Source organism: Marinobacter xestospongiae (assembly GCF_023156385.1).
Lineage (GTDB): Bacteria > Pseudomonadota > Gammaproteobacteria > Pseudomonadales > Oleiphilaceae > Marinobacter > Marinobacter xestospongiae.
Window position 1 is genome coordinate 1 of the sequence record NZ_JAKZAK010000001.1, and the last position, 26,278, is coordinate 26,278.

The 26,278-nt window shown below is 62.6% G+C and carries 19 protein-coding genes; 11 read left to right on the top strand and 8 right to left on the bottom strand.

What is annotated here, in order from left to right; all coding sequences use genetic code 11:
• Positions 1–185: 185 nt before the first annotated feature.
• Positions 186–1,550: a KamA family radical SAM protein gene (locus MLD24_RS00005; RefSeq protein ID WP_248163099.1), complete on the bottom strand. Its 1,365-nt coding sequence runs from the start codon at positions 1,548–1,550 to the stop codon at positions 186–188.
• A gap of 620 nt (positions 1,551–2,170) precedes the next feature.
• Here MLD24_RS00005 and aceE point away from each other — a divergent pair.
• Both aceE and aceF read left to right on the top strand, forming a co-directional pair.
• The gene (aceE, locus tag MLD24_RS00010; RefSeq protein ID WP_248163100.1) at positions 2,171–4,834 is read left to right on the top strand and encodes a pyruvate dehydrogenase (acetyl-transferring), homodimeric type; all 2,664 of its coding nucleotides are present in this window, start codon (positions 2,171–2,173) and stop codon (positions 4,832–4,834) included.
• A gap of 11 nt (positions 4,835–4,845) precedes the next feature.
• Positions 4,846–6,465 (top strand): dihydrolipoyllysine-residue acetyltransferase, encoded by a 1,620-nt coding sequence (gene aceF, locus MLD24_RS00015; protein ID WP_248163101.1) that lies wholly within the window; start codon positions 4,846–4,848, stop codon positions 6,463–6,465.
• Positions 6,466–6,529: 64 nt separating this feature from the next.
• Here aceF and MLD24_RS00020 read toward each other — a convergent pair whose 3' ends face one another.
• Complete coding sequence (locus tag MLD24_RS00020; protein ID WP_227174009.1) at positions 6,530–6,856, bottom strand: ArsR/SmtB family transcription factor; 327 nt, start codon at positions 6,854–6,856, stop codon at positions 6,530–6,532.
• A gap of 125 nt (positions 6,857–6,981) precedes the next feature.
• Between MLD24_RS00020 and MLD24_RS00025 the strand changes: the two genes are divergently transcribed.
• Entirely contained in the window at positions 6,982–8,223 is a 1,242-nt protein-coding gene (locus tag MLD24_RS00025; RefSeq protein WP_248163102.1) for an NADH:flavin oxidoreductase/NADH oxidase family protein, read from the top strand.
• A 444-nt stretch (positions 8,224–8,667) separates the two neighbouring features.
• Here MLD24_RS00025 and MLD24_RS00030 read toward each other — a convergent pair whose 3' ends face one another.
• Complete coding sequence (locus MLD24_RS00030) at positions 8,668–9,798, bottom strand: DcaP family trimeric outer membrane transporter (RefSeq protein ID WP_248163103.1); 1,131 nt, start codon at positions 9,796–9,798, stop codon at positions 8,668–8,670.
• Positions 9,799–10,024: 226 nt separating this feature from the next.
• Between MLD24_RS00030 and MLD24_RS00035 the strand changes: the two genes are divergently transcribed.
• The 6 genes from MLD24_RS00035 to astB all read left to right on the top strand — a co-directional run bounded on the left by MLD24_RS00035 (position 10,025) and on the right by astB (position 17,859).
• On the top strand, positions 10,025–11,473 hold the full coding sequence (locus MLD24_RS00035) for an exonuclease domain-containing protein (RefSeq protein WP_248163104.1): 1,449 nt from the start codon (positions 10,025–10,027) through the stop codon (positions 11,471–11,473).
• Positions 11,474–11,572: 99 nt separating this feature from the next.
• On the top strand, positions 11,573–12,787 hold the full coding sequence (locus tag MLD24_RS00040; protein WP_248163105.1) for an aspartate aminotransferase family protein: 1,215 nt from the start codon (positions 11,573–11,575) through the stop codon (positions 12,785–12,787).
• Between the two features lie 67 nt (positions 12,788–12,854).
• The gene (locus tag MLD24_RS00045) at positions 12,855–13,871 is read left to right on the top strand and encodes an arginine N-succinyltransferase (protein ID WP_248163106.1); all 1,017 of its coding nucleotides are present in this window, start codon (positions 12,855–12,857) and stop codon (positions 13,869–13,871) included.
• Positions 13,872–13,914: 43 nt separating this feature from the next.
• A complete protein-coding gene (gene astA, locus MLD24_RS00050; protein ID WP_248163107.1) occupies positions 13,915–14,991 on the top strand; it encodes an arginine N-succinyltransferase in 1,077 nt (358 codons plus the stop codon).
• Between the two features lie 36 nt (positions 14,992–15,027).
• Entirely contained in the window at positions 15,028–16,503 is a 1,476-nt protein-coding gene (gene astD / locus MLD24_RS00055; RefSeq protein ID WP_248163108.1) for a succinylglutamate-semialdehyde dehydrogenase, read from the top strand.
• 15 nt (positions 16,504–16,518) lie between these two features.
• On the top strand, positions 16,519–17,859 hold the full coding sequence (gene astB / locus MLD24_RS00060) for an N-succinylarginine dihydrolase (RefSeq protein WP_248163109.1): 1,341 nt from the start codon (positions 16,519–16,521) through the stop codon (positions 17,857–17,859).
• Positions 17,860–17,869: 10 nt separating this feature from the next.
• On the opposite strand, the gene MLD24_RS00065 is transcribed toward astB, so the two are convergent.
• Positions 17,870–18,529, bottom strand: a complete 660-nt coding sequence (locus MLD24_RS00065; protein WP_248163110.1) for a TetR/AcrR family transcriptional regulator — start codon at positions 18,527–18,529, stop codon at positions 17,870–17,872.
• A 188-nt stretch (positions 18,530–18,717) separates the two neighbouring features.
• Between MLD24_RS00065 and MLD24_RS00070 the strand changes: the two genes are divergently transcribed.
• Both MLD24_RS00070 and MLD24_RS00075 read left to right on the top strand, forming a co-directional pair.
• A complete protein-coding gene (locus MLD24_RS00070) occupies positions 18,718–19,800 on the top strand; it encodes an efflux RND transporter periplasmic adaptor subunit (protein WP_227174019.1) in 1,083 nt (360 codons plus the stop codon).
• On the top strand, positions 19,797–22,823 hold the full coding sequence (locus MLD24_RS00075) for an efflux RND transporter permease subunit (protein WP_248163111.1): 3,027 nt from the start codon (positions 19,797–19,799) through the stop codon (positions 22,821–22,823). Before MLD24_RS00070 ends, MLD24_RS00075 begins: the two co-directional genes overlap by 4 nt.
• Positions 22,824–22,854: 31 nt before the next feature.
• Here the strand turns inward: MLD24_RS00075 and astE are convergent, their stop codons facing one another.
• From astE to MLD24_RS00095, 4 genes are all read right to left on the bottom strand, one after another.
• The gene (gene astE, locus MLD24_RS00080) at positions 22,855–23,886 is read right to left on the bottom strand and encodes a succinylglutamate desuccinylase (RefSeq protein WP_248163112.1); all 1,032 of its coding nucleotides are present in this window, start codon (positions 23,884–23,886) and stop codon (positions 22,855–22,857) included.
• Between the two features lie 45 nt (positions 23,887–23,931).
• Positions 23,932–24,654 (bottom strand): ABC transporter permease, encoded by a 723-nt coding sequence (locus MLD24_RS00085; RefSeq protein WP_227174022.1) that lies wholly within the window; start codon positions 24,652–24,654, stop codon positions 23,932–23,934.
• Positions 24,655–24,657: 3 nt separating this feature from the next.
• On the bottom strand, positions 24,658–25,362 hold the full coding sequence (locus MLD24_RS00090; protein ID WP_227174023.1) for an ABC transporter permease: 705 nt from the start codon (positions 25,360–25,362) through the stop codon (positions 24,658–24,660).
• 69 nt (positions 25,363–25,431) lie between these two features.
• A complete protein-coding gene (locus MLD24_RS00095) occupies positions 25,432–26,187 on the bottom strand; it encodes a transporter substrate-binding domain-containing protein (protein WP_227174024.1) in 756 nt (251 codons plus the stop codon).
• Between the last annotated feature and the right edge of the window lie 91 nt (positions 26,188–26,278).

Genomic DNA, 26,278 nt, shown 5'->3' on the forward strand with positions numbered 1-26,278 from the left:
TCTTACAGGCATCAATCCTGGCATGGACTCAAAAACGGGTTGATAGGAAGTATCGACGAGGAAGGCTGACTCAAGCGACCGTCGGCTGAAAACAGAACGACCAAATGCAACAAACCCCGGAAAACCGGGGTTTGTCAGCAGTCTGAACCGACCCCTCGGGGTCGGCTCGTGATGGTCGGGGCGGGTTAGCCGTTGCCCTTGCGCATCTCGTCGTACTCGTCCTCGAAGAAGAACTTCTCCTCCCCGAACGCCGGCTCAAGCTCATGCAGCCAGGTGGCCGTTTCGCTGTACTTGGCGAAGAACGGGCGCTGGAACCAGTCCGGGTTACGGCCCTGGAGGAAGCGCAGTACAAACACCTTCTCGCCATTGATCTCGGTAATGCCCTGCACTTCGACCTTGCCGGGGCCGGCGCTCATGGACGGTCCGCGGGCGGTACGCGCCAGGCCCGACACCTTCTTCATGGCCTCGCGGTAAATGTTGTAGGCCTCGGCCAGGGGCAGCTCGAAGTAGGCCTTGGCGCCGGTGTCCCGCTCCACGAACATGTAGTAGGGAATGATCCCGAGCTTGACCTGCTTCTTCCACATCTTGGCCCAGTCGTCGGCATTGTCGTTGACGTGCTTGATCAGCGGGCCCTGGGCGCGAATCTCGGCACCGGTGGCGCGGATGCGGCGGATGGCCTCTTCCGCGATGTCGGTGGTGATTTCCTGCCAGTGGTTGTAGTGGGCCATGATGGCCACGTGCTTGCCGGCGTCAACCAGGCGCGCGAACAGGTCGATCAGCTCGTCCGCATCCTTGTCGGTGACGAAGCGGTATGGCCAGAAGGTCAGGGCCTTGGTGCCGATGCGGATGCTCTGGATGTGATCAAACTCCGGCTCCAGTAGCGGTTCCAGGTATTGCACCAGGTTCTTGGTTTTCATGACCATCGGATCACCACCGGTCACCAGCAGATCGGTGACTTCGGTGTGCTCCTTCAGGTAGCCGTGCAGTTTCTCCGCCTCAGTGCTGGCCATCTTCAGGTCTTTGTCACCGACAAACTGCGCCCAGCGGAAGCAGAACGTGCAGTAGGAGTGGCAGGTCTGGCCCTGGGCCGGGAAGAACAGCACGGTTTCGCGGTACTTGTGCTGGACGCCGTCGAGCACCTCGCCATCGAGCTCCGGCATGTTCATCTGCATCTGGCCTGCCGGGTGCGGGTTCAGTTCCTCGCGGATCTCTTTGGCAACGGACTGGATCAGCTTTTTGTCTGCGCCCTCGCGATGGAGCTGCGCCATGCGCTCATAGTGCTCCTCTTTCAGCATGCCTTTTTGCGGGAACACTAGCTGGTAGATCGGATCGTTGGGGACCTTGTCCCAGTTGATCAGCTCGTTGATGACGTATTCATTGACACGGAATGGCAGCACGCTGGCAACGACCCGCATTTCGAACAGGGTCTCTTCCGGCAGTTGCTGGATGGCCTCGATCTTGTCGAGCTGGCGGTCCGTATAGACCTGGAAGCGTCGCTCTTCGAATTCCGCAGTGGGGATGCGGTTCGGGAAGGTGACGATGGAATTCATAGATCGCCCTCTGGGTTAGGAAAAAACCAACAAGCCATCCCACAACGGGCTCTGCCCATCGTGATCTGGTCTGAAAAAAGTGATGCCGTTGATTAAAAAACGGGCAGGCGAGTATACCCAAATCGGTGAATATTTTCAGGTCTAATTAAAATTCTTTGTAAGTTGGTGTTCTGCCAAGGGTAATGCTGGCCTTTAAGGTAAGGGCTGGTGACGGGGTGGCGGATTCTGGCGCAGTCAAGCTGGCTGAAAAAATCCTTTAGTGTCTGAAATGTTGCTTCGGCATCAACCTACGACCTTGGTCGTGGATGTCTTGAGAGTTTCATAAAAAAACGTCATTCTCCTAAAATTGCGCCGGCAAGTTGGGCTCTTTCTGGGCTTTTTGCAAGCAATGATGTCGTTTTCTTGATTTTTGTTAGTAATACTACGACATAAAATGCGGTGTGGTGGCCTGAGGCCACCGTCCCGGCCGGCAAGACGGGGGAACTGATCTATGCTGTAGGCAGGCGAGGACCTGCGCTCTGCCCCCGGCCATCGAGCGACCAGCACCGACGGATGCACAGACAGAATTTTCAGGCGGTACCGACCGGTATCGCTGTCCTATTTGTTAATGGGAGGGTTGGATGTACCAGGACGAAGATCCCGTAGAAACCAGTGAATGGCTTGACGCGCTGGAATCGTTGATCGAACAGGAAGGCGTCGACCGCGCCAAATACATTCTGGAGCGGTTGTCTGAACGCGCCAGCCGGGATGGCACCGAACTGCCGTATTCCATCACCACACCGTTCCGCAACAGCATCCCGGTGACCCAGGAAGCGCGCATGCCGGGCGACCTGTTCATGGAGCGCCGCATCCGTTCGCTGATTCGCTGGAACGCCATGGCCATGGTGCTGCGGGCCAATCAGCGGCCCGGCGAGCTGGGCGGTCACATTTCCTCGTTCTCCTCGGCGGCGACGCTGTACGACGTTGGTTTCAACTATTTCTTCCACGGCGGTGACGAGAAGCGGGAATCTGACCTGGTCTACTTCCAGGGGCACTCCTCACCGGGCATCTATGCCCGTTCCTATCTGGAAGGGCGTTTTGACGAAGACCAGCTGGATACCTACCGCGAAGAGGTCGACGGCAATGGCCTGTCCTCGTACCCGCACCCCTGGCTGATGCCGGATTACTGGCAGTTCCCCACCGTGTCCATGGGGCTGGGCCCGATCCAGGCCATCTACCAGGCTCACGTCATGAAGTACCTGCACAGCCGGGAGCTGATCGACAAGAGCGACCGCAAAGTCTGGTGCTTCATCGGTGACGGTGAGTGCGATGAGCCGGAAACCCTGGGCTCGATTTCCCTGGCGGGGCGCGAGAAGCTCGACAACCTGATCTTCGTGGTCAACTGCAACCTGCAGCGTCTGGACGGCCCGGTGCGTGGCAACGGCAAGATCATCCAGGAGCTGGAAGGGGTCTTCCGTGGTGCAGGCTGGAACGTCCTGAAAGTGGTCTGGGGCCGGATGTGGGACCCGCTGTTCGAGAAAGACAAGGACGGGGTGATGCAGCGGGTGATGGACGAGGTCTGCGATGGTGAGCTGCAGAACTTCAAGAGCAATGGTGCGGCCTACACCCGTAAGCATTTCTTCGGCAAGTACCCGGAGCTGGCCAAGCTGGTTGAGAGTCTGTCGGATGAAGACATCGGCAAACTCAACCGGGGTGGCCACGATCCGTACAAGATCTACGCCGCGTACCACCACGCCATCAATAACCACGGTGGCCGGCCGACGGTGATCCTCGCCCATACCATCAAGGGGTACGGTTTCGGCAGTGCCGGCGAGGCCCAGAACACCGCCCACTCCCTGAAGAAGCTGGATGTCGAGGCGCTGAAGGAATTCCGTGACCGTTTCGCGGTGCCGCTGAAGGACGAGGAACTGAAAGACGTTCCCTACTACCGTCCGGCGCCGGACAGCCCGGAAATGGTCTACATGCGCAAACGCCGGCAGGAGCTGGGTGGTTTCTATCCCAAGCGTCGCAAGGACTGTCAGCCGCTGCAGATTCCCGCGCTGGACATCTTCAAGAACGTGCTGGAAGGCTCCGGCGACCGCAAGGCGTCCACCACCATGACCTTCGTGCGCCTGCTGACCGCGCTGACCAAGGACAAGCGTGTCGGCAAGCGGGTGGTGCCGATTGTCCCGGACGAGGCGCGGACCTTCGGTATGGAAGGCATGTTCCGCCAGCTTGGCATCTACACCTCCGAGGGCCAGAAATACGTGCCCCAGGACCGTGACCAGATCATGTACTACCGCGAGGACAAGCAGGGCCAGATTCTCGAGGAAGGCATCAACGAAGACGGCTCGATGGCTGCCTGGATGGCCTGTGCCACGTCCTACAGCACCAACGATTTCCCGTTGATCCCGTTCTACATCTTCTATTCCATGTTCGGTTTCCAGCGGGTGGGCGACCTGGCCTGGGCTTCTGGTGACATCCAGGCCCGTGGCTTCCTGGTGGGTGGCACCGCCGGTCGGACTACGCTCAATGGTGAGGGCTTGCAGCACCAGGACGGTCACAGCCACATCCTGGCCAACACCATCCCCAACTGTAAGGCCTACGACCCGGCTTACGGCTACGAGATGGCGGTGGTGGTGCACCACGGCATGAAGGAGATGTTCGAGGACAACCAGAATGTCTTCTACTACCTCACCATCGAGAACGAAAACTACCAGCAGCCGGCCATGCCGGAGGGTGTGGAAGACGGCATCATCAAGGGTATGTATCAGCTGGATTCGGTGGATGTGGATGGCAACAAGGACGCAACCCGGGTTCAGTTGTTGGGCTCCGGTGCGATCCTCAACGAAGTGCGTGCCGCCGCCGAGCTGCTGCGTGACGACTTCGGGATTGCCAGCGATGTCTGGAGCGTGACCAGCTACAACGAATTGGCCCGTGACGGCCAGCATGTCGAGCGCTGGAACCGATACCACCCGGACGACACGCCGAAGAAACCGTACGTAACCCAGTGCCTGGAATCCCGCAAAGGGCCGGTGGTGTCCTCGACCGACTACATCAAACTGCACTCCGAGCAGCTGCGGGCCTACATCCCGGCGACCTACGTCACCCTGGGAACGGACGGCTTCGGGCGCAGTGACACCCGCGAAAAGCTGCGTAGCTTCTTCGAGGTGGATCGCTACCACGTGGCGGTGTCGGCGCTGTCGGCACTGGCTGAAGATGGTGAGGTGAAAGGAGACGTCGTGCTGGAAGCCATGCGCAAGTACGGTATTGATCGCAATAAATCAAATCCGGTGCATAGCTGAGGAGGTGGGTGATGAGTGAACAGGACATCAAGGTTCCCGATCTCGGCGGTGCGGACGAAGTAGAAGTCATTGAGATCCTGGTCAGCGCCGGTGATTCAGTGGCCGAGGAAGACCCGATCCTGACCGTGGAGTCTGACAAGGCCTCAGTTGAGCTGCCGGCGCCTGCCGCCGGCACCATTGGCGCGATATCCGTCAAGGTGGGCGACAAGGTCCGCGAAGGGGATGTGGTGGGGACCATCAACGCCGGAGGCGGCGGTGGTTCGGCTGAAGCGCCGGCGGAGGCCGATAAGTCAGAGGCTGCCGAGGAAGCACCGGCAACCGAGGTGCCCGCGTCCGGTGGTTCCCGCACCGAGACCGTCAAGGTTCCGGGGCTGGATGGTTTTGACAACGTACCGGTCATCGAGCTGAACGTCAGGGAGGGTGACACCGTGGCGGCGGATGATCCGCTGGTCACGGTGGAGTCAGACAAGGCCACCATGGAGATTCCGTCTCCGTTTGCCGGCACCATCGACAAGCTGCTGGTGAAAGAGGGCGACGCGCTGTCTGAAGGCGACAGCCTGGTGGAAATGACCGTCACTGAGGCCGGTGGCAGTGCTCCAGAAGAGCAGGCCCCGGCGTCGCAGCCGGCGGCCGCGAAAGCGGACACCGGGACTGCCGCCAAACCTGACCGTCAGCCGGCGGAAGCGCCGGCGCAGACCAGCCAGGAGGTGCCGTCCCCGGGTGCCAAGGTTCATGCCGGTCCGGCGGTGCGCAAGGTGGCGCGGGAGCTGGGCGCGGATCTGACTCTGATCAAGGGCTCCGGACCCAAAGGCCGCATCGTCAAGGAAGATGTCGAAAGCTACATCAAACAGCAGCTGCAGAAAGTGCAAAGCGGCGGTGCGGTTAGCGGTGGCGCGGGGATTCCCAGCGTCAAGCTGCCGGACTTCAGCCAGTTTGGTGAGATCGAGCGGGAAGCGATGTCGCGCCTGCACCTGGCCACCGCCAACAACATGCAGCGTAACTGGCTCAATGTGCCTCACGTTACCCAGTTTGACGACGCCGACATCACTGACCTGGAGAGCTACCGTAAGGGCCTGAAGGCGGAGGGCGAGAAGCGTGGCGTCAAGATGACCCCGCTGCCATTCCTGCTGAAGGCCTGTGCCCGGGCTTTGGCCGACCTGCCGCAGTTTAACGTGTCTCTCGACATGGAGCGCAAGGAGCTGGTCCACAAGCGCTACATCCATATTGGCATTGCTGTCGACACACCGGCGGGGCTGATGGTGCCGGTGATTCGTGATGTCGACAAGAAAGGCCTGTGGGAGCTGGCCCAGGAGGCCGCTGAGCTGGCCGCCAAGGCGCGGGACAAGAAACTCAAACCGGCAGAAATGCAGGGGGCCTGCTTCACCATCACCAGTCTTGGTGGCATCGGTGGCACCGCCTTTACGCCCATCGTCAATGCTCCGGAAGTGGCGATCCTTGGAATATCCAAGGCGGCCATGAAGCCGGTGTGGGACGGAGGCGCATTCCAGCCCAGGCTGATGCTGCCGCTGTCCCTGTCCTATGACCATCGGGCGGTGAACGGTGCCGATGCCGCCCGCTTTACCACCCGTCTGAGCCAGCTGTTGGGGGATATCCGGCACCTGCTGCTGTGATCTCTGGCTGGCCGTTGGGCTGACCGAAACCGTGGCCGGTGAGTGATCACCCGCCACGGTTTTTTTATGTCCGCTCCCAGAAGCGGCGTAACTCCTCCCGCATGTCCTCCCTCAGGTAACAGGTCAGGAAACGGCCATCCCTGCGCACCTCGATCAGGCCGGCATTCACCAGCTCCTTGAGGTGGTGCGACACGGTCGGGGCGCCCACTTTCAAAGAATTGATGAAGTCCACCAGCTTGCAGCCGGAATCGGCCACCTCACCGCTGCGCTGATCCCGTATCTGCTGGTAGATACGCAGTCGTGTTGGATTGGCGAGGGCCTTGAAGGCCCGGCAGAGGTGATCCTGGTTGCGGGTGTCCGTATTGCGGGTATCTGTGTTGCGAGTGCCCATGGTGCGCTTGTCCCGATCGGATAAGGAAGAGTGTGGCGGCGGCGTACTAAAGTGGCCTCATTAAAGTTCGATAGTTGTCGAACTGTCAAATAACCCCGATCGGGCAGAGCCCGCAGGAGGATCGTATGACGACCACCCACCCACTGTCCCAAATGTTAACGTTGCCCAATGGCGCGACCCTGCCCAACCGGATTGCCAAGGCGGCCATGAGCGAGGCGCTGGGCTCGGTCGATAACCGCGTGACCGAGCGCCTGGCGACACTCTACCGCACCTGGGCGGCGGGGGAGGCAGGGCTGCTGATTACCGGCAATGTCATGGTCGATCGCCGTCACCTGGGGGAGCCCGGCAATGTGGTGCTGGAGGATCGACGTGACTTGCACAAGCTGCGGGCCTGGGCCGAGGCCGCCTGCAGCGGTGGTGGCCAGGTGTGGATGCAGCTCAACCACCCCGGCAAGCAGAGTCCGAGAATGCTCAACCGGGACCCGGTGGCTCCCAGCGCGGTGCCGTTCCGCAAGGATCTGCGGGGCATGTTTGCCACGCCACGGGCACTGCGGGATGAGGAAATCCGGGACATTGTCCAGCGCTTCGCCCGCAGTGCCGCGGTGGCGGAGGCGGCCGGTTTCCAGGGCGTGCAGATCCATGGTGCCCACGGCTATCTGGTCAGCCAGTTCCTGTCTCCCCACCACAATCAGCGCAACGATGCCTGGGGTGGCGATGCCGAGCGGCGTCGGACCTTTGTGGAGGCGATCTACCACGCCATTCGGGAGGCGACATCGCCGTCGTTCTGTGTCGGGATCAAGCTGAACTCGGCGGATTTCCAGCGTGGCGGTTTTACCGAGGCGGAGTCGCTGGCAGTGATCTCACGGCTGGCGGAGCTGGGGATCGATCTGGTGGAAATCTCCGGCGGCAGTTACGAGAGTCCGGCGATGGCCAATGGCGGCAAAGTGAAAGCCAGCACCCGGGCGCGGGAAGCCTATTTCCTGTCGTTTGCCGAGACGGTTCGGCAAACGGTGTCCGTGCCATTGATGGTGACCGGCGGGTTTCGTTCCAGTGAGGGCATGAATCAGGCGATAGCGTCCGGGGCGACCGACCTGGTCGGTCTGGCGCGTCCGCTGGTGCTGGAGCCGGATCTGCCGCAGCGACTGCTGGCGGGCGAGTCGGTGACGAGTCTGGTCAAACCGGTGACGACCGGCATCCGCAAGGTGGATGAGATGGCGTTGATGGAAGTGAGCTGGTACACCCGGCAACTGGCTCGGATGGGACGTGGTAAACCGCCACGGACTCAGGACCGGGGGCTGTTGTCACTGCTGGAAGTGTTGGCGGTGATGGCGGGGCAGGGGGCGCGGAACCGACTGCGAGCGGGGTGAGGTAGCGCCCGCGGCCGGTCCGGCCCAATCCGCATCAGTTGGCGAAGTACATCCAGTCGAAGTAGTCATGCAGGTCCTGCATGGCCATGCTTTCAAAAGGATGGGTCAGTTCGAACAGCAGGGTTTGGCTCTTGGCTTCTTTCATGACGTCACCTCAATGGTTGTGGGTCTGACGCTTGAGAGGTCAGGGGCCGTTCAGGCTCCTTGGCCACGCTCACACTCTAAACAGGGGCATAGTTCATGCCAGCTCCTGCGCGGATGTGCAGGTGATTGATTTGTCGGCGAACACCCTGGCGAAGGCGGGAATATCAGGAGGGGAAGGGGCGCCGGGCGCCCCGCGCTGGGGCGGGATGCCCGGAAATGTCGCGTACGCTGAGCAAAAAAGCCCCGGCAGGAAGGGCCGGGGCCAAAACGCTCATTGTACTGCTTTACGTGCGGAGATTCTTAGAAGTTGTACTGGCCGGCAAACAGGATGCGGCTGGCATCGCCGTCGTCGCCACTGACATTCTCACGCTTGAAGTAGGCGTATTCCACGCCCAGTTTGACGTTTTTCACCGGAGACCACTGGTAGTTGGCCATCAGGTTCTGATTGGTTTCGCTCTTGTCGGCAACGGCGGCGCCGTCGTCCTCGGCGTCATCCCAGTCGACCGTGGCGATACCGTAGCCGACGTTAACGCTGGAGCCTGCGCCCAGGTTGACGCCCATGCCGATGGAGCCGCCATAGCCGGAGATGGCCTCCAGGCTGCTGCCGTCCATGTAGGCGTCTTCGGCGCCGAAGTTTTCACCGGAGCGATACAGGTAACCATTGGCACCGTTGGTGTAGGAGACTGTGCCCTGCACCGTCACCGTGTCACCCAGCGCCATCTTGGCAGCGCCAAAGGCGGCGAAGCCGAAAATGCTGTCGTCATCGGTGCCGGTGTCGTAGGTGGTTTGTTTCGCCAGCAGTGCGCCGGAGTATGAGAAGCCGCCGGATGAATCCTGGATGCGAGCGGTGAAGGCGGGCAGTCCCTGCTTGTCGTTGGGGTTGCCAACGATGCCGGTGTCGGTGGCTTCCTCAACAGACACCGAGAACGGACCGCTGGTGTACCGGGCCTGGCCAACACGGCCCTGCAGACCGGCGAGACCGGCCAGGGAGTCGAAGTCCAGGGTGGAGGTGTTGCCTACGAAGCTGGTGAAGTTGGACCAGGTCTGGCCCAGCAGAACGCCCTTGTACTCACCGTAGCCGTGACGCAGGCGCAGTTGGCCGGGGCGGAAATCCCCTTCCACAACAATCTTGACGCCTTCCGGCGTGGTGGTGCGAACCCCGAGGCGGGTCTGGACGGCATCGGCGCCGAAGTGACCGGTGACTTCGTTGTCTTCTGCTGCGCCGGTGTTGATGGCGGAGAATGCGCCTGAACGGGTGGAAATGCCGATCTCTTCATCGATGTCGTAACTGGCATTGAAGCGCGCGTAGCCGTAGATGTCGGCACTGTAGTCGCCTGCGCTGACTTCGAAGGCCGATGCCTGGGAGGCTGTACCCAGAATCAGAGCCGACGCGGTTGCGCGAATTGCGAGTCTCAACTTGTTGCCTTGCATTATTGTTGTCTCCAAGGTTTTTGTTGTTGGGTCGAAATCACATTAGTGACATGCGCATGACACTTCAAAGCCTGTCAGCGCAAAATTAGACGAATGTCTAACCGCTTTGTCCGGGTTTCGGGACAGCGGGGCAGGGTGCCGTAACGTAAAGCCAGCCGCGGAGTTACCGGTAACCGGCCTTTCCACCGACAGAGCCGGAAGCGCCCTTGCTGTCGTAGAATGGGGCATGACCAAACACAACCTGCTTGCGACCACGACCTTTGCCTTTCTCGATATCGAGACCACCGGCGGCAGCGCCACGTCGGACCGTATCACCGAGATCGGTATCCGCTTCTGGCGTAACGGCGAGGTCACCGGAGAGTGGCAGACCCTGCTGAACCCGGAAACCCGGATCTCCCCGTTTATTGAGAGTTTTACCGGTATCACCAACGCCATGGTGGCCGATGCGCCGGTGTTCGAATCGGTGGCGCAAGAGCTCCGGGAACAGCTGGCGGACTGCGTCTTCGTGGCCCACAACGCACGCTTTGACTACGGCTTCATCAAGTCCGAATTCCGCCGGCTCGGACAGGCGTTCTCGGCCCGGGTGCTGTGCACCGTGAAGCTGTCCCGCAAGCTCTATCCCCAGCATCGCCGCCACAACATGGATGCACTGATTGCCCGTCACCAGCTGGGCCAGGTTCAGCGTCACCGGGCGATGGGGGATGTCGCCGCCATGCTGGGGTTCTTCGAGCACGCCCTGGCGGACTGCGGTCCGTCCCTGATGGAGTCTGCGATTGGCGAGCTGTTGCAGCGTCCGAGCATTCCCTCCCACCTGCCGCCGGACATCCTGATGGAGCTGCCGCGCCGTCCCGGGGTGTACCGCTTCTACGGCGAGAACGACGTGCTGCTTTACGTGGGCAAAAGCACCAACATCCAGCAACGGGTGGCGTCGCATTTCTCCGGGGATCACAACAGCAGCCGGGGCATTCGCATTTCCGAAAGCCTGCGACGGGTGGAATACACCGAAACCGCCGGTGAGCTGGGCGCACTGCTGCTGGAGCTGAAACAGATCAAATCTCTGCGACCGCTCTACAATCGGCGGTCGCGAGCCGCCAAGCAGCTGGTCAGCATTGAGCTCAGCAGGGACGACCGCGGTTACCTGCGCGCGCGACTGGTGCGGGAGATCGACCCGCAACGGCTGGGGGACTACTACGGCCTGTTTCGCAGCAAGCGGGCGGCGGAACAGGCGCTTCAGGGCATCGCTGCCAGGAATGATCTGTGCAATCGCCTGCTGGGGCTCGAAAGTGGCGAGCAGGGACCCTGTTTCCAGCGCAGTCTCGGCCGTTGCCAGGGCGCCTGCGATGGCGGCGAGGACATTGCCCGCTACAATCTGCGTATGCAGATCGCGTTTCATTCACTGCGACTGACCACCTGGCCCTGGTCCGGGGCGGTAGGCATTGTCGAGCGCAGTGATGATGGCGAGCGCACCGACATCCTGGTGATCTACAACTGGGTTCACGTGACCACCGTGCATTCGGAGTCTGATCTCCACGATCTGGACCTGGGGCACCAGAGCCTCACCTTTGACCTGGATTCCTACAAACTGGTGGTCAAATCGTTGATGGGACCGGAGCGCCATAAGCGGCGGATCATCGAGTTGACCGATGCCGGCTTACCCGATGTGCTAATACCGTAACTCGGCGTATGATGGTAAAGGTGTATACGACTTGGGCCGCCGCTGACACCATGCCGGTTGCGGGCGGCCAGTCGTCTGGAAACAGAGTGTGAGGATGCAATGAATAAAGAACCTGTCAGTCGAGAGCTGTTTGATGATGTCATGGTACCCAACTACGCCCCGGGCAAGATCATCCCGGTGCGAGGTGAGGGCTCACGCGTCTGGGATCAGCAGGACCGAGAATTCGTCGACCTGGCAGGGGGCATTGCCGTCACCTCGCTGGGCCATGCCCACCCGGGACTGGTTGGCGCGCTGACCGAGCAGGCTGAAAAGCTGTGGCACCTGTCCAACGTCATGACCAACGAGCCGGCCCTGCGTCTGGCCAAAACCCTGTGCGACCTGACGTTCGCCGAGCGTGTGTTCTTTGCCAACTCCGGTGGTGAAGCCAACGAGGCGGCGTTCAAACTGGCCCGCCGCTATGCCTGGGAGCACTACGGCGCCGACAAGCACGAGATCATCTCGTTCAAACAGTCGTTCCACGGCCGTACCCTGTTCACCGTCAGTGTCGGTGGCCAGCCGAAGTACCTGGAAGGTTTCGAGCCGGCACCGGGTGGTATTCACCACGCCGATTTCAACGATCTGGACTCGGTGCGCAAGCTGATCTCGAAAGAGAAAACCTGTGCGGTGGTGGTCGAGCCGATCCAGGGTGAGAGTGGCGTCAAGCCGGCGGACCAGGCGTTCCTGGAAGGCCTGCGGACGCTGTGTGATGAAAACGATGCGCTGCTGGTGTTCGACGAAGTGCAAAGTGGCGTTGGCCGAACCGGTCACCTCTACGCCTACCAGATGTACGGTGTTACCCCGGATATCCTCTCCAGCGCCAAGTCGCTGGGCGGTGGCTTCCCGGTGGCCGCGATGCTGACCACTGCCAAGATCGCCGCCAGCCTGGGGATGGGAACCCATGGCAGCACCTACGGCGGTAACCCGCTGGCCTGCGCTGTGGCGCAGAAAGTGATCGACACCGTCAGCCAGCCGGAGATCCTCAAAGGAGTGACCGCCCGTTCCAAGCGCCTGCGTGATGGCATGATGGCCATTGGTGAACGCTACGGGGTGTTTGAGCAGGTGCGCGGCGAAGGCCTGCTGCTGGGGTGTGTGCTGACCGAACAGTGGCAGGGCAAGGCCAAGGAATTCCTCAACGCCGGTCTGGATGAGGGCGTGATGGTACTGATTGCCGGGCCCAACGTGGTGCGTCTGGCGCCATCGCTGATTATCCCGGAATCCGATATCGACGAGGCGCTGGAGCGTTTTGAGCGAGCCGTCAAAACGGTCTGCAGCTAACAACCGGAGGCCTGCCGGTTTGCCGGCAGGCCGCCCTGATTCGCCGTAGATGACAGGAGCCGAGCCCATGTGGCGAGTCCGACCCGTACAACAGGGCGACCTGAAGGACCTGATAAAACTGGCCGGCGACCACGGCAGCCAGGTGTCGTCGACCCTGCCAAAAACCGAAGAGGCCCTGGCCGCGAGGATCGAAGAATCCGTGGCGTCTTTCGCCGGTCAACGCTTTCCCGACCACTACCCCCGTTTCCTGTTCGTGCTTGAAGACCTTGGTCGTGGCCAGGTCCAGGGTGTGGCAGGCATTGATGCCCGCGCCGGTAACGGCCAGCCCTTCTACAACTACCGTATGGACGCCCTGATTCACGCGTCCCACGAACTGGGCGTTTCCCGCCGGGTGGACGTGCTCTATCCGTCCCACGCATTGACTGATCGCACCCTTCTGGGCGCCTTTGCTATCGCCCCGAAATTGCGTGGTACGGAGGCGTTCGAGCTGCTGTCCCGGGCACGACTGCTGTTTATTGCCCGTCACCGGGAATGGTTTTCCGAACGCATGGTGGTGGAGATCCAGGGTATCCAGACCGAGGATGGCAAGGTGCCGTTCTGGGACAGTCTGGGCCGGCACTTCTTCAACATGGACTTTGACACCGCGGATCGCTATTCCGGCATGCTCAGCAAGACCTTCATTGCCGAGCTGATGCCACCCAACCCGATATACGTCACCCTGCTGTCGCCCCAGGCCCAGGAGGCGCTGGCGCAGCCCCATCCAATGACCAAGGCGGTGATGGCGCTGTTGCAGCAGGAAGGCTTTCATGCCGGCCACTACGTCGACATCTTTGATGGTGGCCCGGTCCTGGAAGCCCGCACCGACACCCTGAAAACCCTGGTGACCAGTGACCGAAAACGGCTGCGGCTGGCTGAGACCGATGGCGGCGAACGCTGCCTGTTGGCCGCCTCGGAGGGTGGAGATTTTCGCTGCATCCTGGCGACGGTGTCGGAATCGCTCAACGACGTCCTGCGGGCGCCGCCGGAGGTATTGCAGGAGCTGCAATGCGAGTCCGGCTGCGATGTCACGGTGGCGCCGTTATGATGCGTTCCGCGATCAACCGGCCAACCCAAAGCGGAGGTGACCGATGCTGGTAATACGGCCCCTGCAGGAGCGGGATCTCGACGACCTGATGACCATGGCGGAAGCCGCGGGTAAGGGCCTGACCACCCTGCCGGCGGATCGGGAGCTGCTTCAGCGCAAGATCGATATGGCGCAGGCGTCATTCAACCAGCGCTGTGAACCGGAGGCGGGTCTGTTCCTGTTCGCGCTGGAGGACACCGAGCTGAACCAGTGTGTCGGCATCAGTGGTATCCAGGCCCGGGTGGGGCTGGACGAGGTGTTCTACAACTACCGTCTGAGCACCACGGTCAATGCGTCGCGGGAACTGGGCGTGCACGTGCAGACGCCAACCCTGCACTTGACCAACGACATGACCGACACCACCGAGATCTGTTCGTTGCTGCTGTCCGGCAGTCATCGTCAGGGCGGTAACGGGCTGCTGCTTTCCCGCTGCCGCTTCATGTTCCTGGATGACTTCCGTCGCCACTTCTCCGAGAAGGTGTTTGCAGAGATGCGGGGGGTCTCTGATGCCCGGGGCCTGAGCCCGCTGTGGGACGCCCTCGGCAGTCGCTTCTTTGACATCGAATTCAGTGAGGCGGATTACCTCACCGGCATCGGCTCCAAGTCGTTCATCGCCGAGCTGATGCCCAAATACCCGATCTACCTGCCGCTGCTGCCGGAAAGTGCGCGGGAGGTGATTGGTCAGGTCCACGACAACACCGCGCCGGCCCTGCGGATGCTGCAGGCGGAAGGCTTCAACTTTAATGGCCTGGTGGACATCTTTGACGGTGGCCCGGTGGTCGAGGCGTTCATTCATAACATTCGCACGGTGCGGGAAAGCGTGAACCGCCACGTGCTGATCCGACACAAACCGCTGGAATTGGACGTGCCCGCCGAAGAGCGGGTCATGGTGTCCAACCGGTCGTTCCGGGATTTCCGGGTTACCACCGTGCCGGCAACCTGCATCAGTCCAGACACCGTCAGCCTGCCGCCGGAAGTGGCGGAAGTGCTGGAGGTGGAATCGGGAGATCTGGTGCGGTTGGCGCCACTGAAGGACGGTGGTCCGCTGCCGATCCACACCGCACCCGGACAATCGCGGTAATCATTCACAGTCAACAGCGCCGGGAGGTGCAACAGCATGGCAAAGCTGACAGGTGAACTTTATATCAACGGACTGTGGCTGGATGGCCACGGCCCGTCGCTGGAATCCACCCAGCCGGTGACCGGCGACGAGGTCTGGAAAGGCGAGGGCGCCAGCATCGACGATGTTGACGCCGCCATCCAGGCAGCCCGCAGTGCTTTTCCGGCCTGGCGTCGTCGCCCGCTGGCGGAACGTCAGGCTCTCGTAGAAGCGTACGGACGGCTGCTGGAGGAAAACAAAGAAGCGCTGGCCCACCAGATCGGGCTGGAAACCGGCAAGCCGCTGTGGGAATCCCGCACCGAAGTGGCGGCGATGATCGGCAAGATCGGTATTTCCGTGCGTGCCTACGAGGAGCGCACCGGGCTGAAGGAAGAGGATGTGGCCGCCGGCCACGCGGTTCTGCGTCATCGTCCCCACGGCGTGGTCGCGGTGTTCGGGCCCTACAACTTCCCGGGTCATCTGCCTAATGGTCACATTGTGCCGGCGCTGCTGGCGGGTAATACCGTGGTGTTCAAGCCCAGCGAGCTGACCCCCGGTGTGGCCGAGGCCATGGTGCGGTTATGGCACCAGGCCGGGCTGCCGGACGGGGTGCTGAATCTGCTTCAGGGGGCGGCCGATACGGGCAAGGCACTGGCCGGACATGCCGGCATCGATGGCCTGTTCTTTACCGGCAGTTCCAATGTTGGTCATATCCTGCATCAGCAGTTTGGTGGCCAGCCGGAGAAAATCCTGGCCCTGGAGATGGGCGGTAACAACCCGCTGATCGTGCAGGATGTGTCGGACCTGGACGGTGCCGTGCACCATGCCCTGCAGTCGGCATTCCTGTCCGCCGGTCAGCGCTGTACCTGCTCCCGTCGCCTGCTGGTGCCTCGGGGCGCTGAGGGTGACCGTTTCCTCGATCGCCTGGCGGAAGTGGCAGCCCGGATCAAGCCCGGCGCCTTTGATGCCGAGCCCCAGCCCTTTATTGGCGCGGTGATCTCGGTGGAGGCGGCCGACAAGCTGCTGGCGGCCCAGAACAGCCTGATCGATCAGGGCGCCAAGGCGTTACTGACCATGAGCCGGGTACAGGAAGGAACGGCCCTGCTGACACCGGGGATTCTCGATGTGACCGGGGTGGAAACCGTGGATGAGGAGTTCTTCGGTCCGTTGCTGACGGTCTACCGCTACGACGATTTCGATCAGGCCCTGACCATCGCCAACGATACCCGCTACGGTCTGTCCGCCGGCATCTTGACCGACGACCGGGCGTTGTATGAGCGCCTGGTGGAGGAAGTGCGTGCCGGTATCGTCAACTGGAACCGGCCACTGACCGGTGCCAGCAGTGCCGCGCCGTTCGGCGGCGTGGGTGCCAGCGGCAATCACCGGCCCTCGGCGTACTACGCGGCCGACTACTGTGCCTGGCCCATGGCCTCACTGGAGGCGGACAAGAGCACCGTGCCGGCGACCCTGGCACCGGGCCTGGATTTTCACTGACCGCACGGGGGAACTATGCCCAAGCACGCAATTGAGGCGAACTTCGACGGCCTGGTCGGCCCGACTCACAACTACGCCGGTTTGTCCTGGGGGAACGTTGCCTCCAAGAGCAACGTCAACGCCGAGTCCAACCCCCGTGAAGCCGCCCTGCAGGGGCTCGCCAAGATGAAGCGGTTGGCCGACCGGGGCTATGTTCAGGGCGTACTGCCACCCCATGAACGGCCCCACATCCCGACCCTGCGGCAACTGGGGTACAGCGGCTCCGACGCCGAGATCCTGGCGGCGACTGCCAAAGACAATCCGGTGGTGCTGGCGGCGGTATCGTCAGCGTCCTGCATGTGGACGGCCAACGCCGCCACCGTCTCTGCCAGTGCTGATACCGCGGACCATCGGGTGCACTTCACCCCGGCGAGCCTGAACGCCAAGTTCCACCGCTCCATCGAGCATGTGGTGACCGGGCGGGCATTGAAGGCAATCTTCTCCGACGAAGCCTACTTCGCCCATCACCCGGCGTTGCCGCCAGTGAGCCAGTTTGGGGATGAAGGTGCCGCCAACCACACCCGCCTGTGTGCGGCTCACGGTGAGCCCGGAGTGGAGCTGTTTGTTTATGGTGCCACCGCGTTTGACGACGACGCACCGGCACCGCAGCGGTTTCCGGCGCGACAGACCCTGGAAGCGTCCCAGGCCATTGCGCGTCTGCACGGTCTCGACGATCACCACGCGGTGTTCGCCCAGCAGAATCCGGCGGCGATCGATGCTGGCGTTTTCCACAACGACGTCATCGCGGTGGGCAACGGCAATGTGCTGTTCTATCACGAACAGGCGTTTCTGGATGAAGCGCGGGTGCTGGCAGACATCCGCCAGCGTCTCAAAGGCGCCGAGCTGGCGCCGGTGCGGGTTGCCGAGAGCGATGTGCCACTGGCAGACGCGGTAGCGTCCTATCTATTCAACAGTCAACTGCTGAACTCACCGGACGGCATGCTGCTGGCAGTGCCGGGGGAATGCCGTGAGATCGAGTCAGTCAGCCGCTACCTGGATGGACTGGTGGCAGGGGATGGTCCGATTACCGCGGTTGAGGTGTTCGACGTCAAGCAGTCCATGCGCAATGGCGGTGGCCCGGCTTGCCTGAGGCTGCGGGTGGCTCTGCGGGATGATGAGCTCCAGGCCATGCATCAGGGCGTGTTGCTCACCGACGAACTCTACCAGCGTCTCACCACCTGGGTGGAGGCCCACTACCGGGACCGGCTGACCCAGGCCGATCTGGCCGACCCGCTGTTGCTGCAGGAGTGCCGCCATGCCCTGGATGAGCTTACCGGCATCCTTGGTCTGGGCATGATCTACGACTTCCAGCACTGACATCGGTTTATCACGGCCTCGGTGGCTGCTCTGCGGCCACCGAGGTAATCAGCATCGACAGGGTGTATTCGATCAGCTCATCCCGTGGAAAGCTGGCGTATGCACCCGAGCGCCCCATGTCCTGGCGACAACCCATGATCACCCCGTGCAGGGCGCCACGCAGAAACAGTGCGGTCTGCAACGGATCGCGGATGCGGCTACGGCTGAGAATGCCTGCCGCTAGGCCCTGTTCAATGATCTCCACCATGATGGTCATGACCGCCGTCTCCGAACAGTGCAGCTGCTCGGTCTGGGCATCGTCCGCCTCGCTCATGGCGGTTGCGGCCTGGGTCAGGGCGCCGAAGTACTCCGGCTCTTCCAGGCAGAACCGGTAGTAGGCCCGGCCGATAGCCACCAGTTGTTGCAGGCTGTCGCTGGCGGAGTTCCGCGCCCGTTCAAACCGGCCCCGCAAGCTTTCCCCCGCCCTTAGCACGATGCCGCGCTGGATCGCGCTCTTGTCCCTGAAATACACGTACAACAGGGCCCGGCTCAGGCTGGCGCGACGTGCGATGTCGTCCATGGACGTGCGCTCGTAGCCCTTCTCCGCAAACGTGGCCTCCGCTGCGTCCAGAATGGCGTCATAGCGGGCCTGCTTTTCCCGCTCCCGTCTCGATTTGATTGGTTCGTTCATCGTTTCCGCCGTTGGCCGTGGGTGTGCCCCCCTCCGTCTGGACGCCTTGTTTCGGCGCCAGAGCCTGGATGGAGCGACGTCAGTATCGCCCAAAAAAACGTTATTGACAAAGTGTCAAAGAGTGACAAGATGTCGAAATCATTTAATGGTGGCCGGTGGACCCGCCGGTATTGAGGGAGGAAAGACCCATGAGGTTCAAGACAGGCGCGTACGGGTGGTTGCTGATCGGTCTGGCGCTGGCCGGCTGCAAGGCGGTGGAGCAGGACGCGGCGGGAGAGGCCGCTGCGCCCTCACGGGAAACCGTGCGGGTGGCCGAGGTGCGATCCGGGGGCGAGGTCAGCGAACCGTTGCGGTTTGCCGGCATCGTGCGCGCCAGTCAGCGGGCGACTTTGACCTTCCAGGTCAGCGGTACCCTGCGGGAACGGCCGGTGGAACTGGGGCAGCAGGTTGAACGGGGTGAGTTGCTGGCGCGAGTCTACAGTCCGGCACTGGAGCCGGCCCGGGACTCGGCGGCGGCGCGGTTGCGGGAGTTGGAGACCCAACTTGAGCAGGCCGAACGGGAATGGCTGCGGTCACAGCGCCTGTATGAACGCGGCGTGGTGTCGGAGCAGGCGCTGGAGCAGCTGGCGGCCAAACGCGACGGCCTGAAAGCGTCGGTGGGCACCGCCCGTGCGTCTCTGGCGGAGGCCTCGCGCCTGCTGGAGGAGAGTCGACTGCTGGCGCCGTTTGCCGGCCGGGTCGAAGCGCTGCTGGTGGAGCAGGATGAGTTTGTCGGCTCCGGGCAACCGGTGATGCGGCTGTCTTCCCCGCTGGGGCGCGAGGTGGAAGTCCGGGTGCCGGCCTATCTGCTGTCCCACATCGAGCGGGGCGAGGAACTGCCGGTGTGGTCGGTACAGAATCGCGACCAGCCGCCGGTGGTGGGCACTGTGACGGAGATTGCCCAGCCCGGGGCGGTGCGTGGCGAACTGCACCCGGTGCAGGTGCAGCTGCCGGGCAACACGTTGGCGGCCGGGCAGCCGGTGGAGGTGGGCATTGCGCCGACGTTGCCGGCCCACACCACCGTGCCCTTGCTGGCGGTGATGCGCAGTGCGGGTGGTGCCGGCGTGTACCGGGTCCGTGACGGCCGGGCGGAGCAGGTCGCCATTGAGGTGAAGCGCATCCTGGGGGAGCAGGTGGTGGTGGTTTCTGAACACCTGCAACCGGGAGACAAAGTCATCTATGCCGGGCTGACCCGGGTCATTGATGGTGATGCCGTGGAGGTACTGCCATGACCGCCCGCCTGTTACGGTGCCAGCGCCTGCTGGGCATGGTGGTGACCATGCTGGGCCTGCTCGGCATCGCCGCCTATACCACCATGCCGCGGCAGGAGGACCCATCGTTCCCCGCTCGTGCCGGGCTACTGACGGTGTCCTATCCGGGCGCTAATGCCGAGACGGTGGAACGGCTGATCCTGCAACCGCTGGCGGATGAGCTGCTGCAGGTGGAGGAAGTGGACTATACCAGCGGCACCGCCCGAACCGGCGTGGCGGTGGTCAACATTCGGCTGTACCAGACCATCTACGATACCGATTCCGCCTGGGACCGGGTCCGCCAGGCCATGGAACGGGCCCGTCAGGAGTTTCCTGACGACGTCGGGCGGATGGTGCTGGACGACCGTCTCACCAATACCCCGACGGTGGTGCTGGCTGTGGGTGGGGCACCATCGGTGACTGAGCTGAGCGAGGTTGCCGAGCGCTTGAAGACCACGCTGTCGGACCTGCCGGGGCTGTCGCGGATCGAACTGGAAGGCGAGGTGGACGAGCAGATCACCCTGGCCCTAGACGATGCCGCAATCTACCGCCTGGGCATCTCGCCGGCACGGGTGCTGGAGACCCTGGCCCAGCGCAATCAGACCATTCCCGGCGGCTTCGTGGTCAGTCACGGCCGCCGGCTGTCGGTGCTGCCCAACAGTGAGTTCGCCAGTGTCGATGCCATCCGTGCCACACCGATTGAGCTGCCCGATGGTTCCCAGGTACCGCTGGCCGCCGCGGCGGAAGTCTGGCGCGGCCCGGTGGAGCCCCGGCAGCCGGAGACCTGGTTTGATGGCGAACGGGTGGTACTGCTGACGCTCTACATGTCGGAGGAATCCACCGATGCCATCCGCTTCGGTCGCGATGTGCGGGAGCGGCTGGCACAGCTGCGCCCGGAGTTCGCGCCCTATACCCTGAAAGAGATGTTCTTCCAGCCGGACAAGGTGGAGGAGCGCCTGGACAGCCTGGCCTGGAGCCTGGTGCTGGCGGTTGCCATCATCATCGCGGTGGTATTCACCGGCATGGGGCTGCGCATGGGGCTGCTGGTGGCGTCGATCCTGCCGATGGTGGCGTTGATCTCCATTGGTCTGTATGACCTGGGGGGCGGCGTGCTGCACCAGATTGCGGTGATCGGTATGGTGATTTCCCTGGGCATCCTGATCGACAACGCCATTGTGATCGTCGAAAACATCCAGACCCACATCGACCACGGTGTTCGCCGGCTCGACGCCTTAAAGCGGTCGGTGCGCGAACTGGCCGGTCCTTTGGGCGCCTCCACCGGCACGACCCTGGCGGCGTTCGCGCCACTGTTGCTGTCCAAGGGTGGGACCGCCGACTTTACCCGGGGAATTCCGGTCATGATCATGCTCACCCTGTCGGTGAGTTACCTGCTGGCGATCTCCGCCGTGCCGCTGTTGGCCGCCCGTTTTCTCAAACCCCGCCGTCGCCACCGTGCCGATCCCCTGGCCGGTCTCGCCGGCCGCCTGGGTAACCTGGTGGCGCGGCGGCCGCTAGCGCTGATCCTGGCCGGCGTGGTGCTGGTGGTGGCCAGCCTGGCGCTGACGCCCTATATGAAGCTGCAGTTCTTCCCCAACGCCGACCGGCCGCGGGTGGTGGTCGAAATGTACATGCCTGAAGGCACCGATCAGGAGCGGACGGCGGAAGTGGCTGCAGTCCTCGAACAGGCGCTTCGCTCCCGACCCGAAGCACTGGAAGTGCATCGCTTTGTCGGGTTTACCGGGCCCAGCTTCTACTACAACTTGTTGCAGGCGCCCCAGGCACCCAACCGGGGGCGGATGGTGATTCGTACCCCAACCCTGGCGGATACAGCGCCGCTGATGGCGTGGATTCGGGGCTATGTGTCGGAGCGGTTGCCGGAGCTTGATGTCACGGTCGGCGTGCTGGGGCAGGGACCACCGCGGGCTGCCCCGGTGGAGGTGAGGGTGCTTCACCCGGATGACGCCGCCCGGGAGCAGGCGGTGCGACAGGTGTATGCCGCGTTGCGGGCGGCGCCCGGTGCTGTCGACGTGCGCCACGATCTGGATCTTGGCGTCGCCAGCATCGCCATCCAGGTGGACGACGCCAGTGCCGCCCGTTACGGCATCAGCCGCTCCGACGTTGCCCAGAGCCTGTATGGCCAGAGTTTTGGTGTGGTGGCCGAACAATACCGCCAGGAGGACGACCCGATTCCCCTGGTGTTGCGTTCTCGCGAAGGCACACAGCTGTCGCTGTCGCGGCTGTTGTCCATCAACATCTACAATGCCCAGGGCCAGGCCGTGCCGCTGTCAGCCATTGCCACCGTGCAGACCCGATGGGAGCCGGCCGCGCGTTATCAGCGCGACGGCGTCCGGGTGGGGACGGTGACCAGCAATCTGTTGCCGGGCTACAGCTTCAGTCAGGCGCTGGATGGGCTTGATCAGGCGCTGGCAGAATCGCCGTTGCCTGCCGGCACACGACTGCAGTACGGCGGTGATGCCGAAGGGTCCGGCAAGGCCAACAATGCCCTGCTGACTACCGCCCCGATTGGCATCCTGTTGCTGCTGTTCTTCCTGATCCTGCAGTTCAACTCGTTCCGGCGGGTGGGGATTATCCTGTTGACCGTGCCATTGGCCACGGTGGGTATATTCCCGGGGCTAGTGTTGTCCGGATCACCCTTCGGTTTCCAGTCACTGTTGGGGGTGATTGCCCTGGTCGGCGTGGTGGTGAACAACGCCATCGTGCTGCTGGATGTGGTGGATCGCCAACTGGACCAGGGCGATGGTATCCGCGAGGCGGTACGCCAGGCGGTGACCCAGCGTACCCGACCGATCCTGCTCACCACGGCGACCACCGTCGCGGGGTTGTTGCCGCTGGCCTTCTCCGGCTCCACGCTGTGGCCGCCGATGGCCTGGGCCATCATCTCCGGCCTGCTGGCTTCCACGGTGCTGACTCTGCTGGTGGTGCCGTCGATGTGTGCGTTGGTGATCCGGCGCCCGGTTCCTGAGATGGAAAACGCCCCGGCTTAGTGCTGGGCTATTTAAGCGGTAGGCGCGAGCATCAGTCCGCGTCGGGTCTGGCTCGCACCATCAGGCCCACGCGTTGGCCGACAGGGACGTCCCGGTTGGGGAACACGATGGCTTCCGGGCTTTCTCCGACCTGGTACTGGTTGCGGTCGTCCTCCCAGATCACCGTGCCTGGTGGGTAGCGGGTGAAGTTGGCGACATCGTCTGGCACGTGAAAGCGGAACTGGTCGCCGGAATTGATGATCTCGTGGACCACCTCAAACTCCGTCAACTGGCAGTCTGCGGCCGGCTCGGGCGCAGACTCGCCGCGCAACAGGCGGCGCAGGGCACGGTGGATACCCTGGAAGCGGGACAGATCGTTGTGGCCAAAGGGCTGCACCTTGCCCAGTTCGATGGTGAAGCTCTCGGCACCCAGATCCACGGAACTGAAGGAGGAGAAGGTGGTGCCGGTCTTGTGCTGCAGCAACAGGGTATCCACCTCGGCCTCCAGCAGAAAGGCGCATTGCTCCGGCGGCACCTGGCGCTCCGGTACGAAGGGGTAGAGGGCGAACTTCTCCCGCTCCGAGGGGCGGATGGCCGTATGCAGATCGTAGTGCACCAGCGCCTCGCTTTCGACGGCGAACTGACGGCACAGGCGTTCCAGCTGGCTGGCCCGGGTCGCCTCCGGGGTGTCGTGGTAGGGGCGCTTCTGGTGGGCACCGGCAAACAGCCGGTTGAGATTGAAGTCGATAAAACGCTCGCCCCGGGCCATGGCTGGCGGGTTACCGAGGATCAGCAGGGCCGGGCAGGCCAGTGACCACTGGCCATCCAGCAGCTCGCTGACCAGCGCATTGAGAACTTCGATAGGGGCGGTTTCATTGCCGTGGACGCCCGCGGACACGATCAATCTGGGCTGCTCGGGGCCTGGCTGGTCCGGGTGCAGTTCCAGCAGACCTGTGTCCAGCCGGTCGACAGTACAGCCGTCCGCCAGGCGGGTGGACACCGCCGGCGTCGACTCGGTGGCATTGGCCAGGGTGTGGGCCAGCCAGTCTTGGTGGTCGCCAAAGAGTTGCTGACGCGGTGTCATGCTTCGCTTCTCCCGCCTTGCTGTGAGTGGACGGTGCGCCTACCGTCAGCCCCCGACAGGCCTCTGGTGACGCAGCAGCCGGCGTTCCAGACGGCGGAACACATACACCAGTATAAACGTCAGCAACATGTAGAGCACGGCCACGCCGATGAAGGCGTCGAATGGCGCGTAGAAGCGGGAATAGATGTTTCGCGCCGCCCCGGTCAGGTCGACGATGGTAACCACACTGGCGATGGCACTGGCGTGCAGCATGAAGATCACTTCATTGGAGTAGGCCTGCACCGCGCGGCGGGCGGCGCTGGGCAGCACGATGCGGCGCATCCTCAGGGCCCAGCTCATGCCATAGGCCTTGGCGGCCTCAATCTCGCCGACCGGCGTGGCGACGATGGCGCCACGGATAATCTCTGTGGTGTAGGCGGCTGTGTTGAGGGTGAAGGCCAACAGAGCCGGGTAGAACGGCTCGCGGAAGATGGTCCACCAGAACGTGTCCTGGATGCCCTCAATCTGGGCAATGCCGTAGTAGATGATGTACAGCTGGATCAGCAGCGGGGTGCCGCGGAACAGGTAGGTGTACAGCCAGACCGGACCGGAGATGAACGGCGACTTGCTGGTGCGCATGATGGCCAGCGGCAGGGCGACCATCAGCCCCAGCAGCAGGGACAGGAACACCAGTTGTACGGTGGTGACCAGGCCGTCCCAGTAATGGGCGACGGTGATCGCGGTAAAAACTTCGTTCTGGTTCAGCCATTGGGCAATGAAATCGGGCATGGCTCAGTCTCCCTGTACAACGCCGGCGTTGGCACGCTTGTCGAGCCACTTGATGAACAGTTCCGATCCCGCCGTCAGCGCCAGGTAAACGAACGCTACGGGAATGAAGAACAGGAACGGAGAGCGTTCGGCCTTGGCGGCTTCTTCCGCCACTCGCACCATGTCGGTGAGGCCGATGATCGAGACCAGGGCCGTGGTCTTCAGCAGGACCTGCCAGTTGTTGCCGATACCGGGGAGGGCATGGCGTAGCATCTGCGGAATCATCACCCGGCGGAAAGTGTGCCAACGGCTGAAGCCATAGGCTTTGGCGGCTTCGATCTGCCCCACCGGCACCGCCAGGAAAGCGCCGCGGAAGGTCTCAGTCATGTAGGCACCGAAGATCAGGCCGATGGTAAGTACGCCGGAAATGAACGGATCGAACTGGAAGAAAAAGTCGATACCGTAGGCTTCCCAGACGTAGTCGGAGATGTTGTTGACCAGCACCTGGCCGCCGTAAAAGAACAGCAGCATCATCACCAGATCCGGAACGCCGCGGATCAGTGTGGTGTAGGTAGTAGCGGCGCCGATCAGGACGCGGTTGCTGGACAGCTTGGAGGAAGCGCCAAGCAGCCCCAGGACAATGGCCAGGGCCAGTGACAGGAAGGCCAGTTCTACGGTGACGATGGCGCCTTCAAGCAGTGAGGGGCCGTAGCCTTTGAGGTCGAGCATGCGGATGTCCGGAAATCAGGGACGGCCAGCCAGTCCGGCCGCCCCTCTGGGTTTACGCCAGCAGGCGGTTTACATCTTGATGTCGTAGCTGAAGTACTTGTTCATGATGGTGTCGTAGGTGCCGTTTTCCTTCAGGGTGCGCAGGGCGGCGTTGACCTTCTCGGCCAGGTCGCTGTCACGCTTGCGCATGGCCACGGCAACCCCTTCACCCAGCTTGACCGGCTCTCCCACTTCCTTGAAACCGTCCCGGTTCATGATGGTCTGTTCGCCCACCGGATAGTCGACGAAGACCACGTCCAGGCGCTGGCCTTCCAGGTCGAGAACCATGTCCTCGGCGGTGGTGTAGCGCTTGACGGTCACGATGCCGCTCATCTCGTTGGTGACGTGGGTGTCCATGGTGGTGCCACGCTGGACGCCAACCACTTTGCCTTCCATCGCCGCCATGTCGGTGACGTCGGTGTTGAAGTCGTTACGGGCGAACCAGCCACCCGGGGTGTTGTAGTACGGCTCGGAGAACAGCACCCGCTCGGCGCGCTCCGGAGTGATCGACATGGACGACATGATGGCGTCGAACTTGCGAGCCAGCAGCCCGGGGATCATGCCGTCCCAGGCCTGGATAACGAACTCGCAGTTGGCTTCCAGCTCGGCGCACATGGCTTCGGCCAGCTCCACTTCGAAACCGGTCAGTTCGCCGTCAGGGGTCTTGTACTCAAACGGCTCGTAGGGAACATCAAAGGCGATGCGGATGTCGTTCCAGTCCCGGGCCTGGGTCTGGCCGGCGAACAGGGCGAGGGCACAGCTTGCTGCAACAATCAGTTTCTTCATTTTTACTTCTCCAAGTCGTTGCCTTATATGGCTTTATTGTCGACGATGGTCTGTGTTTGTGTGCTCTGTTTCACGCCTTATGCGGCAGGGG

Coding starts and splice junctions, on each gene's coding strand:
- aceF (WP_248163101.1), top strand. CDS start 4,846: ATGAGTGAACAGGACATCAAGGTTCCCGATCTCGGCGGTGCGGACGAA.
- MLD24_RS00025 (WP_248163102.1), top strand. CDS start 6,982: ATGACGACCACCCACCCACTGTCCCAAATGTTAACGTTGCCCAATGGC.
- MLD24_RS00045 (WP_248163106.1), top strand. CDS start 12,855: ATGTGGCGAGTCCGACCCGTACAACAGGGCGACCTGAAGGACCTGATA.
- MLD24_RS00040 (WP_248163105.1), top strand. CDS start 11,573: ATGAATAAAGAACCTGTCAGTCGAGAGCTGTTTGATGATGTCATGGTA.
- astE (WP_248163112.1), bottom strand. CDS start 23,886: ATGACACCGCGTCAGCAACTCTTTGGCGACCACCAAGACTGGCTGGCC.
- MLD24_RS00075 (WP_248163111.1), top strand. CDS start 19,797: ATGACCGCCCGCCTGTTACGGTGCCAGCGCCTGCTGGGCATGGTGGTG.
- astB (WP_248163109.1), top strand. CDS start 16,519: ATGCCCAAGCACGCAATTGAGGCGAACTTCGACGGCCTGGTCGGCCCG.
- MLD24_RS00030 (WP_248163103.1), bottom strand. CDS start 9,798: ATGCAAGGCAACAAGTTGAGACTCGCAATTCGCGCAACCGCGTCGGCT.
- MLD24_RS00065 (WP_248163110.1), bottom strand. CDS start 18,529: ATGAACGAACCAATCAAATCGAGACGGGAGCGGGAAAAGCAGGCCCGC.
- MLD24_RS00090 (WP_227174023.1), bottom strand. CDS start 25,362: ATGCTCGACCTCAAAGGCTACGGCCCCTCACTGCTTGAAGGCGCCATC.
- MLD24_RS00095 (WP_227174024.1), bottom strand. CDS start 26,187: ATGAAGAAACTGATTGTTGCAGCAAGCTGTGCCCTCGCCCTGTTCGCC.
- MLD24_RS00035 (WP_248163104.1), top strand. CDS start 10,025: ATGACCAAACACAACCTGCTTGCGACCACGACCTTTGCCTTTCTCGAT.
- MLD24_RS00005 (WP_248163099.1), bottom strand. CDS start 1,550: ATGAATTCCATCGTCACCTTCCCGAACCGCATCCCCACTGCGGAATTC.
- MLD24_RS00070 (WP_227174019.1), top strand. CDS start 18,718: ATGAGGTTCAAGACAGGCGCGTACGGGTGGTTGCTGATCGGTCTGGCG.
- astA (WP_248163107.1), top strand. CDS start 13,915: ATGCTGGTAATACGGCCCCTGCAGGAGCGGGATCTCGACGACCTGATG.
- astD (WP_248163108.1), top strand. CDS start 15,028: ATGGCAAAGCTGACAGGTGAACTTTATATCAACGGACTGTGGCTGGAT.
- MLD24_RS00020 (WP_227174009.1), bottom strand. CDS start 6,856: ATGGGCACTCGCAACACAGATACCCGCAATACGGACACCCGCAACCAG.
- aceE (WP_248163100.1), top strand. CDS start 2,171: ATGTACCAGGACGAAGATCCCGTAGAAACCAGTGAATGGCTTGACGCG.
- MLD24_RS00085 (WP_227174022.1), bottom strand. CDS start 24,654: ATGCCCGATTTCATTGCCCAATGGCTGAACCAGAACGAAGTTTTTACC.